Consider the following 12611-nt stretch of genomic DNA (forward strand, 5'->3'; position numbering starts at 1 on the left):
TTTCTCCGTACGGCTTGCGCGGATATGCGCGCAAGCCGTACGGACCTGGGAGGAGCATGAGGAAACGACCGCAGCTGACGGGCAGGGCCGCGATCCTCGCGGTCGTGGTGTGCGCGATCGCCATGAGCCTCGCCTATCCCGTCCGCGAGTACGTCGCCCAGCGGCGCCAGATCGCCCAGCTCGAGCAGCAGCAGGCCCAGGCCCTGAAGGATCTTCAGGAGCTCGACGAGCGCGGCAGGATGCTCGCCGACCCGGCGTACATCGCGCGGCAGGCCAAGGCCCGGCTGCACTTCTGCGAGGTGGGCGAGAAGTGCATCGTCCTGCGCGACGCCTCGAAGAAGGCGCAGCGTCCCAAGCCCGGCGCGGCCCCCGCGGCGACGCCTCCCTGGTACCAGACCCTGTGGGAGTCGGTGGAGGCCGCCGACCGCGGCACCGGCCGCCGCGCCGAGCCTTCGCGCACCCCGGCCCCGTAGGGCGCCCGGAGCGCGCCGGGCCACGTATCGTCTCAGGGGGGCCCGGCGCGACGAGCCGACGCGCCCGGGGAACGTCCGTGAAGACCGCGCCGGGAGATCCCGGGCGGGGGAATGCTGGGGAGCAGCCGACGATGGTGGATCCGGCCGACGTGGCCGTGGTGGAGCAGCAGCTCGGCAGGCCGCCGAGGGGTGTGCGGGCCGTGGCGCACCGCTGCCCGTGCGGGCTGCCGGACGTCGTGGAGACCACTCCCCGGCTGCCGGACGGCTCGCCCTTCCCGACGCTCTTCTATCTCACCTGCCCGAAGGCGGCCTCGGCCATCGGCACGCTGGAGTCGTCCGGCGTGATGAAGCGCATGCAGGCCCGCCTCGCCGAGGATCCTGCCCTGGCCGAGGCGTACGCGCGCGCCCACGCCGGGTACGTCGAGCGGCGCGACAAGGCCGCCTCCGAGGACGGCGTCGAGCCTCTGCCCCACGGCATGCAGAGCGCGGGCGGCATGCCCGACCGCGTGAAGTGCCTGCACGCCCTGGTGGGCCACGAGCTGGCCGTGCCGGGCTCCAACCCCTTCGGCCGCGAGGCCCTCGACGCCCTGCCCGACTGGTGGTGCGACGGCCCGTGCGTCCAGTCGGGCACACCAGTCCCAGAGGCCACTCCAGAGGGCGCCTCCGCGGCCCCCAGAACCCCCCAGGAGGACGTATGACGCGCGTCGCGGCCATCGACTGCGGGACCAACTCCGTACGTCTCCTGATCGCCGACATCGACGACGGCGCCGCGCCGGCCGACGTCGAGCGGCGCATGGAGATCGTCCGCCTCGGCGAGGGCGTCGACCGCACCGGGCGGCTGGCCCCCGAGGCGCTGGAGCGCACGTTCACCGCCATGCGCGGCTACGCCAAGCTGATCGAGGACCACGGCGCCGCGCGGGTGCGCGTGGTCGCCACCAGCGCCACCCGTGACGCCGCCAACCGCGACGACTTCACCACCGGGGTCCGCGACATCTTCGGCGTCGACCCCGAGGTCGTCACCGGCGCGGAGGAGGCCCACCTGTCCTTCCTCGGCGCCACCACCGGGCTCACCGGCGTAGAGCACCCCGTGCTGGTCGTGGACATCGGCGGTGGTTCGACCGAGTTCGTCCTCGGCTCCTCCGACGTCGACAGCGCCCTGTCGGTCGACATCGGCTGCGTCCGCATGACCGAGCGCCACCTGGCCTCGGGCGCGACCCCCGAGGCCGTGGCGGCGGCCGTCGCCGACATCGAGGCCGCCCTCGACCGCGTCGCCGAGGCGGTCCCCGTAGGCCGCGCGCGTACGCTGATCGGCCTCGCCGGCTCGGTCACCACCGTCGCCGGCATCGCCCTCGACCTGCCCGCCTACGACCCGGCCCGCATCCACGGCGCCAGGGTCGCGGCCGCCCGCGTCCACGAGGTCTCCCAGCGCCTGCTCGCCATGACGCACGACGAGCGCGCGGCGATCCCCGTCATGCACCCGGGGCGGGTCGACGTCATCGGCGCCGGCGCCCTCATCCTGGACCGCATCCTCGCCCGCCACGCCTTCCCCGAGGTCCTGGTGAGCGAGCACGACATCCTCGACGGCATCGCCCGCAGCCTTCTCGGCTGAGCTCCAGCGGCTGAAGGCCCGAGCGGGCCCGGGTAAGTGGTCCCCGGCACACGGGTCACGCCGTCCGCAGGGGGGAAGGCGGGCGGGGCAGCTGTTCGCGTGTTGTTCACCCCGTGAGCGAGTGACGGTTCAAAAGGGCAGGGTGCGTCACCTTAGGTTCTCAGAGCCGGACCGGCAGATCTTGAACGATGACCGAAGGAAGCACCGTGCCCTCTCGCGTACGTACCGTCTTTGTGGGAGCGACCGCCGTGGTCGCCTCCCTGGCCCTGCCAACCGCGAGCTTTGCCGACCACGACCATGACCGGGACAAGAAGTCCTCCGTTTCGACGGGTCCCACCACGACCGTCTCGCCATACGTCCTTCCCGTCGCGAACGGCGTCAGCATCACCTCGCTCCTGACCGTCGGGGACAAGCCGGCGGGCAATGGTTACCGGATGGTCGGCATCCCCGACGGCCTCGGGGCCTACCGGAACGGCCGTGACCTGACCGTCTACATGAACCAGGAACTCGGCGCGACCTCCGGCATCGTGCGGGCGCACGGCCAGAAGGGCGCCTTCGTCTCCAAGCTGCAGATCGACGCGCGCACCGGCGCGGTCAAGAGCGGCTCCGACCTGATCACGTCCGTCAAGTACTGGGACTACCCCGGCCAGACGTGGGGGAGCGCCCCCGTGGCGCCGGCGGGTGCGGCCGCGGGCACGCATGTCGCCGCCTTCAACCGCTTCTGCTCCGGCGCGCTCACCGACCTCGGCCAGCTGTTCAACCGGCGGACCGGCAAGGGTTACTACGGCCGCGTCTACTTCGCCAACGAGGAGGGCGGCGACGAGAGCCGTGCCTTCGGCGTCACCGCGGACGGCCAGGCCGTCCAGCTTCCGCGCCTCGGCCTGTTCTCCTGGGAGAACACCCTGGCCGCGGAGAACAAGACCGACACCACCCTCGTGCTCGGGAACGAGGACGGCGGCTCGGGTCAGATCCGCGTCTACGCCGGGCGCAAGCAGTCTTCCGGCTCCCCGGTGGAGAAGGCCGGCCTGACCAACGGCACGCTGGGCGTCATCGACGTGGCGAGTCACGCGGTGGCCACCGACGCCGAGTTCCGCGCCAAGTACGGCAAGAACGCCCCGGTCAAGGTGACGGTCAACCAGCTCGACTGGACCGTGAACGGCAAGCAGCAGAACATCGACGCCGAGAAGGCGGGCCTGAGCCTCAACCGCATCGAGGACGGCGCCTTCGACCCGAACCGCCCCAACGACTACTACTTCGTGACGACCGCGGGCGGCGACTCCACTCCGGCCCAGGCCGGGGTGCCGCGCAACGGCGGTGGCCTGTGGCGGCTGCGGTTCGCCGACATCGAGCGTCCGGAGAAGGGCGGCACGCTGACCCTGCTGCTCGACGGCAGCGAGGCGCCGTACCTGAACATGCCCGACAACATTGCGATCGACCACGAGGGCAACCTGCTCCTGCAGGAGGACCCGGGCAACAACCCGCACATCTCTCGGGTGCTGGCGTACCGGATCAAGGACGGCGCTCTCGGCGTCCTCGCCCAGTTCGACCCCAAGCGCTTCGCCCCGAACGCCGACCCCGCTTCGTTCCTGACCACGGACGAGGAGTCGAGCGGCATCATCGACGCCAGTGACCTGCTCGGTGAGGGCACGTTCCTCCTCGACGCGCAGGTGCACACCGCCAAGGGCCTCGCTGTGGGCACCGGTCCGGGCACCGTCGAGGAGTACGTCGAGAACGGCCAGCTGCTGACCCTGACCGTGAAGTCATGGAAGTCGGTCTACGCCGCCAAGTGACGACACGAACGGCCCTTCCCGGCATCGCCCGGGGAGGGCCGTTCCCCATTGCCGGGGTCCCGGCTCGTCGTGGCCGTGCATGGTGTGCGGGCAGCGCGCGGAGCTGGCACGATCGGACGTATGAGTCACGTTCCCCCTGGTAGTGGATGGCCGGGCGACCCGGCCACGCCGGAAACGCCTGTGGCGGCCGGGCCCGAGGACGTGCGGGAGCTCGCCCGCGAGAGCCGTGATCTCAGGGAGCTCACCGCGAGGCAGTCGGTGTGCCGGGCGTGCCCGCGGCTGGTGGAGTGGCGCGAGGAGGTCGCGGACGTCAAGCGCCGGGCGTTCGCCGGCGAGACGTACTGGGGACGGCCCGTCGCGGGGTGGGGAGACGACAAGCCGCGCGTCCTGATCGTCGGGCTGGCCCCGGCGGCGCACGGCGGCAACCGCACCGGACGGGTGTTCACGGGCGACCGCAGCGGCGACTGGCTGTTCGCGTCCCTGTACCGCACGGGCCTGGCCGCCCAGCCCACCAGCACGCACGCGGCCGACGGCCAGCGGCTGATCGGCGCGCGCCTGGTCGCCGCCGTCCGCTGCGCCCCGCCGGCCAACAAGCCGACGATCGAGGAGCGCGCCACGTGCTTCCCGTGGCTGGTCCGCGAGCTGGAGCTGGTCGCCGACCCGCTGCGCGTGATCGTCGCCCTGGGCGGCTACGCCTGGCAGGCCGTCTGGCCCGCGCTGAAGGCCGCCGCGTACACCCTTCCCAGCCGCAGGCCGCCCTTCGGCCACGGCGTGGAGGTCGAGATCGCCTACGACGGGACGCCGATCCGCCTCATCGGCTGCTACCACCCGAGCCAGCAGAACACCTTCACCGGTCGCGTCACCGACCAGATGCTGGACGCGATCTTCGCCAGGGCCGCCGAGCTGGGAGGGTAGGGCGGTGCGCCGCCCGGCCGTGGGTGAAGTGCGGCACTAGAGGAAAGTTTCACGGAACTTCACCGGCGAAACCCGGGCGATGTGCGCCTTCCAGGAAAAATCTTGGTTCTGCGCAATTATCCGATTGGCGCTGAGACCTCCTCGTGACGTAAGATTGTGAATGGTTTCACAAGCGACCATGCGCAAAGGGGCACTTACGTGGACCACAAGGCGAAGCACATCCTCATCGTCGGTGGAGGGTACGTCGGTCTCTACACGGGCCTGCGGCTCCAGCGCGGCCTGCGCAAGGAGCTCGCGTCCGGCAGCGTCCGCATCACGGTCATCGACCCGCAGTCCTACATGACCTACCAGCCCTTCCTCCCGGAGGCCGCGGCGGGCAACCTGTCCCCGCGCCACGTCGTCACGCCGCTGCGCCGGGTCCTCCCCAAGGTCCGCATCCTCAACGGCAAGGTCACCAAGGTCCATCACGAGAACAAGACCGCGACGTTCGTCCCGAACTCGGGCCCGAGCGAGGAGATCGCGTACGACGTCATCGTCATGGCGGCCGGGTCGATCTCCCGCACGCTGCCCATCCCGGGCCTCGCGGACGCCGCGATCGGCTTCAAGACGGTCGGCGAGGCCATCGCGCTGCGCAACCGCGTCCTGGCTCTGTTCGACCGGGCCGACTCGACCGAGGACGAGCAGGTGCGCCGCCGCGCGCTGACGTTCGTCGTCGTGGGCGCGGGGTTCGCGGGCGTGGAGGCGCTGGCCGAGCTTGAGGACATGGGCAGGGACGCGGTGAAGTACTACGACTCGCTCAGCGAGAAGGACCTGCGCTGGGTGCTCGTCGAGGCGAGCGACCGCATCCTGCCGGAGGTCGGCCCCGAGATGGGCCGGTGGACGCTGGAGGAACTGCGCGAGCGCGGCATCGAGGTCAAGATGGAGACGCTGCTGAAGTCCTGCGTGGGCGGCAACGTGGTGCTCTCCGACGGCGAGGAGTTCGAGGCGGCCACGATCGTCTGGACGGCCGGCGTCAAGCCGAGCCCGGTCGTGAACGCCGGTGACCTGCCGCTGGACGAGCGCGGGCGCGTCAAGACCTCGACCAAGCTGACCGTCGTGGGCGTCAAGGACGCCTTCGCGGCCGGAGACGTCGCGGGGGTGCCCGACATGACCAACCCCGGCCAGTACTGCGCGCCCAACGCCCAGCACGCCGTCCGCCAGGCCAAGGTGCTGGCCGACAACATCGTCCGTAGCATCCGGGGGCTCCCGCTCGAGGACTACCGGCACAAGTACGCGGGGTCGGTAGCGGGGCTCGGCCTGTACAAGGGCGTCGCGAACGTCTACGGGGTCAAGCTTCATGGATTGCCTGCGTGGTTCATGCACCGGACCTACCATCTGTCCCGGGTGCCTACGTTGAACCGCAAGGTCCGCGTGGTCGCCGACTGGACCCTCGCCCTCTTCTTCAAGCGGGAGACCGTCTCGCTGGGCGAGATCGAGTCGCCTCGCGAGCAGTTCAAGGCGGCCGCCGCCACAGGCTGACGGCCTCACGGTTCCGGTACGGCTCGCGCCTGCACGACTCGGGCGCGGGCCGTACTGTTCTGTGGAGGGATAACGAAGGTGACGCGGTGAATTCTGGCGAGTTGAGCGGTCTGTTGTTCATTGCCCGAGTCGCGAGGGCGCGGGGCGTATACGGTTATCTTGCGCAGTACGGAAGGAAGAGCAGAGACGTGGGCTCTGACCCGTTACGCAAGTGTGGTCCGTTACGTATGATTTACGGCGCCCCCGTAGCCCAATGGCAGAGGCAAACCCCTTAAAAGGGTTCCAGTGTGGGTTCGAGTCCCACCGGGGGCACCCCTGCCGACTATATGAAACACCCCTGATGGCAGTAACGCTCCCGAAGAGCTATATCCTTGTCGGTTTGGCGCTCGCCACGGGACATTCTGGGTAAGCCCAGAAACCCCCCAAGAGGCGGACCGCTTCCCCTCCGCCGTGAATCGTTACCATTCCGTGCCGTCTCGCCGTTATCGGCTCCCGGCCCCCGCCAAGCCGCTCTCCGGCCCTACGGCGGCTCCCGCGGGCGAACGACCGCCGGGCGGTTCGGAACGGCAAACGACTTCTGGAGCGTATAGCCCGAAAAAACCGGTTTTCCGAAGAACGTAACGTAACAAGCCTCCTTATCCCCGCGAATCTCGCCACGCGTACACCGCGTCCCGTAGCATCCGCCCCCGCCCGAATCCCGCGGCGGGGCGCCAGGCCCGCCGCCTCCCGCCGGGCCTCCGCCGCAGGTGATCGAAACGCAATGTTCGGGGCGGAACTCGGGTGCGGGGCCGGTCGTTGTACCCGTTGCCGCTGGAGGTCGGTGTGTGCCGAAGTCCGGGGGCGATTCGCGCCAGGGTCTCTCCTGGCGCAATGACGGATGTAAAGCTATGCGCTACAGGCGGCACTCCCTGTGAGGCTCGACCGAACAGGCTGATCGCAGGTCGCAGTGGAGGCAGTGATGCAGAGCAGGAACCCGGTTCTCAGCAAACTGGGCCGAAACAACCAGTCCGGGGCAGGCTACGGCGTGAGCCCGCAGTACCTGCAGGACATGTACAACGCCCCGTCGTACGCACCGCCCACCGCGACGCGGCCGATGACGATCGACGACGTCGTCGTCCGGGGGTTCATCACCCTCGGCACGCTGGTGGTGGCGGCCGCGGCGGCCTGGTACCTCAACCTCGGCTGGGGCGTCGCCGCGCCCGCCGCGATCGTGGGACTGGTCCTCGGCCTGATCGTCTCGTTCCGCCAGAGCACGAACCCCGCGCTGATCCTCGGATACTCCGTCGCCTACGGCATCGCCATCGGCGTGATCAGCAAGATGTACAACTATCTGTACGAAGGCATCGTGTTCCAGGCGGTGCTCGGCACGATGGTGGCCTTCGCGGGCGTCCTCGCGGTGTACGCGCTCAAGGTCTTCCGGCCCACGCCGAAGTTCACCAAGTTCGTCGTCGCGGCGGGCTTCGCCGCGGTCGGCCTGATGCTGCTGAACTGGATCGTCAGCATCTTCACCCACGGCGGGCTCGGGCTGCGCAGCGACAGCCCCATCGGCTGGATCTTCAGCGTCGCGATGATCCTGCTCGGCTGCTTCTTCCTGCTCCTCGACTTCGACTCGATCGAGCAGGGCGTCCGCGCCGGCGTCCCCGAGAAGTACTCCTGGCTGATGGCCTTCGGCCTCACGGTGAGCCTCGTCTGGCTGTACCTGGAGATCCTCCGCTTCATCAGCTATTTCTTCAACAACGACTAAGGATTTCGGTCAGGACGTCCCGCCGCCGGGCGGCGGGACGTCGATCCTTCCGGCATGCTCACCTGAGCTTTGGGTAAGCCCACAGAACGCCACCAACGATCTACCTCGTGTAAGGGAAGCCTGGCCATTAGGGTCTTGCCATCGCGGGGCTGGTGATGCAGTGTCTAGCAAAAGAGGCTTCACTCATGGAGGTGCCCATGTCGTTGAACCACTCACCGGAGACGCAGAACAAGCTGATTGCCAGGGTTCCGGACATCACCGGACGCGCACTCCCAGAGTGGTTCCAAGCCATCGACAACGGCCCGGCGTTCCTTCGTTGTGACGAGCGGGCCAACTGGCTCGCCGACGAGCACGGGCTGACCCATGGCTACGCGGCCGCGATCGTCATCGAGCACGAGCGGCAGCGCCGTTCGCGTATGGGCTACATGTAAGCCCTACGCCCAGCCCAGTGCGCCCACGTCAGCACACGACGTGGGCGCACATGTTGTGTGGGGGCCGGGTCATCATGAAGACATGGATCTCGACAAGGCCCGTGACTTCATCCGAAACAACCACCCACGTTCAGCATGATCTGGGCGATCAGCTGAGCCGCTCCAGCACCATGGCCATGCCCTGGCCGCCGCCCACGCACATCGTCTCCAGGCCGATCGACTTGTCGTGGAAACGCAGGCTGTTGATCAGCGTGGAGGTGATCCGGGCGCCCGTCATGCCGAACGGGTGCCCGACGGCGATGGCGCCTCCGTTGACGTTCAGCCGGTCCAGGTCGATCCCGAGCTCCTGGTAGGACGGGATGACCTGCGCGGCGAAGGCCTCGTTGATCTCGACCAGATCGACGTCGCCGATCGCCATCCCGGCCCGTCCGAGCGCCTGCCGGCTCGCCTCGACGGGCCCGAGACCCATGATCTCGGGTGAGAGGCCGGTCACGCCGGTCGACACGATGCGCGCCAGGGGCGTGATGCCCAGCTCCGCGGCCTTCACGTCGCTCATCACGATCACCGCGGCGGCGCCGTCGTTCAGCGGGCAGCAGTTGCCCGCGGTGACGGTGCCGTCGGGCCGGAAGACCGGCTTGAGCCGCGAGACCGCCTCGTAGGTCGTGCCGGCCCTCGGCCCGTCGTCCTTGCCGACGACCGTCCCGTCGGGCAGCGTGACCGGGGTGATGTCCCGCTCCCAGAAGCCGTTCGCGAGGGCCTTCTCGGCGAGGTTCTGCGACCGGACGCCGAACTCGTCCTGCTCCTGACGGGTCACGCCCTTCAGCTCGGCGACGTTCTCGGCGGTCTGGCCCATGGCGATGTAGACGTCGGGCAGCAGGCCCTTCTGGCGGGGGTCGCGCCACTCGGGGCCGCCGCCCTCGGCCCGCTTGTCGGTGCGCCCCTTGGCGTCCAGGAACAGCGGGTTGGTGGTCTCGGGCAGGGTGTCGGAGTTGCCCTTGGTGAAGCGCGAGACCATCTCGACGCCCGCCGAGATGAAGATGTCCCCTTCGCCCGCCTTGATGGCGTGGAAGGCCATGCGCGTGGTCTGCAGCGACGACGAGCAGTAGCGCGTGACCGTCGTGCCCGGCACGCCGTCGAGGCCGAGCAGCACCGCCACCACGCGGGCCATGTTGAAGCCCTGCTCGCCGCCCGGCAGGCCGCAGCCCAGCATCAGGTCGTCGACGTCGTTCGGGTCGAGCTGGGGGACCTTGTCGAGCGCGGCCTTGATCATCTGAACGGTCAGGTCGTCGGGACGGATCTCCTTCAGCGACCCCTTGAAGGCTCGGCCGATGGGCGAACGTGCGGTCGCGACGATGACTGCCTCGGGCATGTGGCTCTCCTGAGTTCGTGGCCGGGCGGGGCTCCCACTGCGGAGGTTACCGCGCGGTAGGCCGGATGCCACGTCACGGGGGCCTAGAAACAGAACTATGTACGGTAAACAGGGCCCCGGCGCGCGACCGCGGGCCCTCGGCCGCCGCAGCGGCGGTCAGCCGTACATGCCAGGGGCGGCGGCCTTCGCGTCCTCCACGGCGTTCAGCGCGCCCTTCTCGTCCCGCCAGAGGCGCCAGCCGTCCTGGCCGCCGGTGAACCACACGGGCGGAGCGCCGGACCCGGGCACGCGCTTGCCGGTCGCCAGGTCGAACTCGCACAGCGATGCCACCGAGTAGAAGCCTCCGGGCGCGCCGGCGAGCGGCAGCGGCTTGGGGTCGGTGACGCAGAACGACCAGCCGCGCCGCCCGCCCACGGGGGTGGGCCGGCCCGAGGGCAGTTCGAACGCGGCCCCGGACGCGCCGGGCTTGAGGAAGTCGAGCCGCGCCATGTCGCCGGGGAAGGCCAGCCACCAGCCCGTGCCGGGCACCTGGTCGGCGGTGATCTGGCCGAGCACCCGGCCGGACACCGGGTCGAGCCGGGCGAAGCCGCCGTACTGCCCCCGCTCGTCCACGGGGCGGACCACCGGGGCGTACCCGGGGCTGCCGCTCGGGTACACGCGGACCACCGACGGCCGGAGCCAGTTGACCGTGCCGTCCGCGAGGGCGACCGAGAACAGGCCGAAGGACGACGCCTTCTTCTTGCCGGGAGGGGTGTACGGCGCGACGTACCCGACCAGGTCGCCGCCGGACGCGCCGAAGGCCCAGCCGCCGGACAGGTCGACGCCGGGGCTGAGCGCCTGCTCGACGGGGAGCCGCCAGGCGGGCTTGCCCGTCTTCACGTCGTGCGAGGCGAGGACGGGGTGCGTGGCGAGGTGGAGCATGACGACCTTTGAGGAGTCGGACCATTCGACCTCGGCGATGCCGGGCACCTTCCACAGCACCGTGCCGGTGAGCGGGTCGAGCACGACCATGCGCGCCGAGGCCAGCGCGGTGTTCTCCGACAGGCACAGGCGGCCGCCACAGGGCTGCGGGCCGAAGGTCGAGTGCACCGGGCGGGTCCAGAGTTGGCGCCCGGTGCGCGCGTCACGGGCGACGAGCGTGGCGTTCCACGTGCGGCCCTTGCCGCCGGGCCCGGCCGGGGCGACCGCGGCGACGACCGCCTGGCCGGGGGTGGTCTGGACGGCGGCGGGCGGCTGCACCCCCATGCCGGGCAGCCGGCCCGCGATCTCCGCCGGGTGCGCCCACAGCTTCTTCCCGCTGCTCAGGTCGAGGGCCGCGGTCTCCAGCGAGCCGTCCGGCGTCATGGAGGTGACGGTGGCCACGCCCGCGGCCACGGCGGCTCGGCTGACGGCGTTGACCTCGGCGTTGCGCCAGGTGCGATGGGTCTCCTCGGTGGCCGCCTTGCTGGTGGAGCAGCCGGTGAGGGCGAGCACCCCGGCGAGCGCCAAGGCCGGTTTCGTGAGGGGCCGGAACACGGGCATTGCACTCCAATGTGGGCAGAGTGACGACTCTGCCGCGGAGGGTGACCGTCATCAGGCGGTACGAGGCATGGCCCCCGGCCGGCGGCGAAGGATCGCGGCCCATCTTCCCTGGGGGCCGGTCGCGCGGCCGGCGACGCGGGTCGCGGTGACCTCGGTGCCGGGCTCCTCCGCGGCGATGGCCGCCGCGAGGTAAATCGATTGGGATGCCTCGCCGCGCTCGGATTCAGGCTCGGGCCACAACCCCAACGCAGCGCATACAGACGGTAGCACTACGTTAGCGGACTGTTGGTAGCCTCGAAGAGATGGGTGATATCGATCGGGTCCGAACATCTCGCCCGGGTTCATGTCGAATTCCGGCCCGAGGACGTCGGCGAACGCCACCGTGCGGCCGCCCTCCTCGATGACGGCCACCGTCTGCGCCGCCGCGAGCTGGCGGCTCCACCGCCGCGTCACCCAGCGGAGCGGCTGCCCGATCGGGCGAACCGTACCCAGGTCCGGACATGTGCCGACCACGACCTCCGCGCCCGCCTCGCGCAGCCTGCGCACCGCCGTCTTCAGATGCCCTACGGCCAGGGGGGGCTTGGTCTGGGTGGTCACGTCGTTCGCGCCGACGAAGATGACCGCGATGTCGGGGTCGGTGCGCAGGGCGCGGTCCACCTGGAAGGGCAGGTCCGCGGAGACCGCCCCGGAGCGCCCGAAGACGCTCAGCCGCACGGGCCGCTCGGCCACCGCCGCGAGGCCGCCGGCCAGCTGCACGGCGGGCGTGGTGTTCGGGTCGGTCATGCCGAGGCCCACCGACGTCGAGTCGCCCAGCATCACCATGTTGATCGGGTTGACCGGGTTGATCGGCTCGGCTGTCCCCTCAGAGGCCCACGTGCCGTAGAGCCCGTCGGCGTCCGGCCCGTCCATGCCGTGCGGGCGCCCGACCATCTTGCGCGCGAGCAGCGCCTCGGCCATGAGCAGGCCGTACACGGCCGCTCCCAGCGCGGTCGCGCCTCCGCCTCCGAGCGCGGCCGCGGTCGCGATCCGGCGGGCCGCCCGAGCGGTCCCCGGCGTCCAGATCACCATGCCCGCTGTTCCCTTCTTTGGTCCGTATTTTACGTCGTTGTTTGGTTCCGTCCTGGTTTCACGGGGTGCAGTGACCACGGCTTACGTGGTTCCTGGCTGGTTTTCTGGGTTGCCGCCTGTTTTGAGCACTATGATCGCGGCGGCACCGGTACGCGTGGGGCGCGACTCGCGGA

Annotated in this window: 11 protein-coding genes and 1 tRNA gene; 9 read left to right on the forward strand and 3 right to left on the reverse strand. The window is 70.2% G+C overall.

Annotated elements, in window-relative coordinates:
- The first annotated feature begins 56 nt into the window (after positions 1–56).
- The 9 genes from AB0H21_RS21495 (at position 57) to AB0H21_RS21535 (ending at position 8480) form a co-directional block, all read left to right on the forward strand.
- The gene (locus AB0H21_RS21495; RefSeq protein ID WP_358519124.1) at positions 57–473 is read left to right on the forward strand and encodes a septum formation initiator family protein; all 417 of its coding nucleotides are present in this window, start codon (positions 57–59) and stop codon (positions 471–473) included.
- A 131-nt stretch (positions 474–604) separates the two neighbouring features.
- The gene (locus AB0H21_RS21500) at positions 605–1171 is read left to right on the forward strand and encodes a DUF501 domain-containing protein (RefSeq protein WP_358519127.1); all 567 of its coding nucleotides are present in this window, start codon (positions 605–607) and stop codon (positions 1169–1171) included.
- Positions 1168–2082: a Ppx/GppA phosphatase family protein gene (locus AB0H21_RS21505; RefSeq protein ID WP_358519129.1), complete on the forward strand. Its 915-nt coding sequence runs from the start codon at positions 1168–1170 to the stop codon at positions 2080–2082. Before AB0H21_RS21500 ends, AB0H21_RS21505 begins: the two co-directional genes overlap by 4 nt.
- A 206-nt stretch (positions 2083–2288) precedes the next feature.
- Positions 2289–3872, forward strand: a complete 1584-nt coding sequence (locus AB0H21_RS21510) for an alkaline phosphatase PhoX (protein ID WP_358519131.1) — start codon at positions 2289–2291, stop codon at positions 3870–3872.
- 120 nt (positions 3873–3992) lie between these two features.
- On the forward strand, positions 3993–4787 hold the full coding sequence (locus tag AB0H21_RS21515; protein ID WP_358519133.1) for a uracil-DNA glycosylase: 795 nt from the start codon (positions 3993–3995) through the stop codon (positions 4785–4787).
- A gap of 198 nt (positions 4788–4985) precedes the next feature.
- On the forward strand, positions 4986–6305 hold the full coding sequence (locus AB0H21_RS21520) for an NAD(P)/FAD-dependent oxidoreductase (RefSeq protein WP_358519135.1): 1320 nt from the start codon (positions 4986–4988) through the stop codon (positions 6303–6305).
- Between the two features lie 239 nt (positions 6306–6544).
- Positions 6545–6617, forward strand: a tRNA-Leu gene (locus tag AB0H21_RS21525).
- Positions 6618–7263: 646 nt separating this feature from the next.
- The gene (locus AB0H21_RS21530; RefSeq protein ID WP_358519136.1) at positions 7264–8049 is read left to right on the forward strand and encodes a Bax inhibitor-1/YccA family protein; all 786 of its coding nucleotides are present in this window, start codon (positions 7264–7266) and stop codon (positions 8047–8049) included.
- Positions 8050–8246: 197 nt separating this feature from the next.
- A complete protein-coding gene (locus AB0H21_RS21535; protein ID WP_358519139.1) occupies positions 8247–8480 on the forward strand; it encodes a DUF4287 domain-containing protein in 234 nt (77 codons plus the stop codon).
- 148 nt (positions 8481–8628) lie between these two features.
- Here AB0H21_RS21535 and AB0H21_RS21540 read toward each other — a convergent pair whose 3' ends face one another.
- The 3 genes from AB0H21_RS21540 to AB0H21_RS21550 all read right to left on the reverse strand — a co-directional run bounded on the left by AB0H21_RS21540 (position 8629) and on the right by AB0H21_RS21550 (position 12438).
- The gene (locus AB0H21_RS21540) at positions 8629–9849 is read right to left on the reverse strand and encodes an acetyl-CoA C-acetyltransferase (protein WP_358519142.1); all 1221 of its coding nucleotides are present in this window, start codon (positions 9847–9849) and stop codon (positions 8629–8631) included.
- Between the two features lie 156 nt (positions 9850–10005).
- Positions 10006–11370, reverse strand: a complete 1365-nt coding sequence (locus AB0H21_RS21545; protein ID WP_358519144.1) for a PQQ-binding-like beta-propeller repeat protein — start codon at positions 11368–11370, stop codon at positions 10006–10008.
- Between the two features lie 51 nt (positions 11371–11421).
- The gene (locus AB0H21_RS21550; RefSeq protein ID WP_358519147.1) at positions 11422–12438 is read right to left on the reverse strand and encodes an SGNH/GDSL hydrolase family protein; all 1017 of its coding nucleotides are present in this window, start codon (positions 12436–12438) and stop codon (positions 11422–11424) included.
- Positions 12439–12611 lie beyond the last annotated feature (173 nt).

Origin of the sequence: Sphaerisporangium sp. NPDC051011 (assembly GCF_040653595.1) — a bacterium.
Taxonomy (GTDB): Bacteria; Actinomycetota; Actinomycetes; order Streptosporangiales; family Streptosporangiaceae; genus Sphaerisporangium.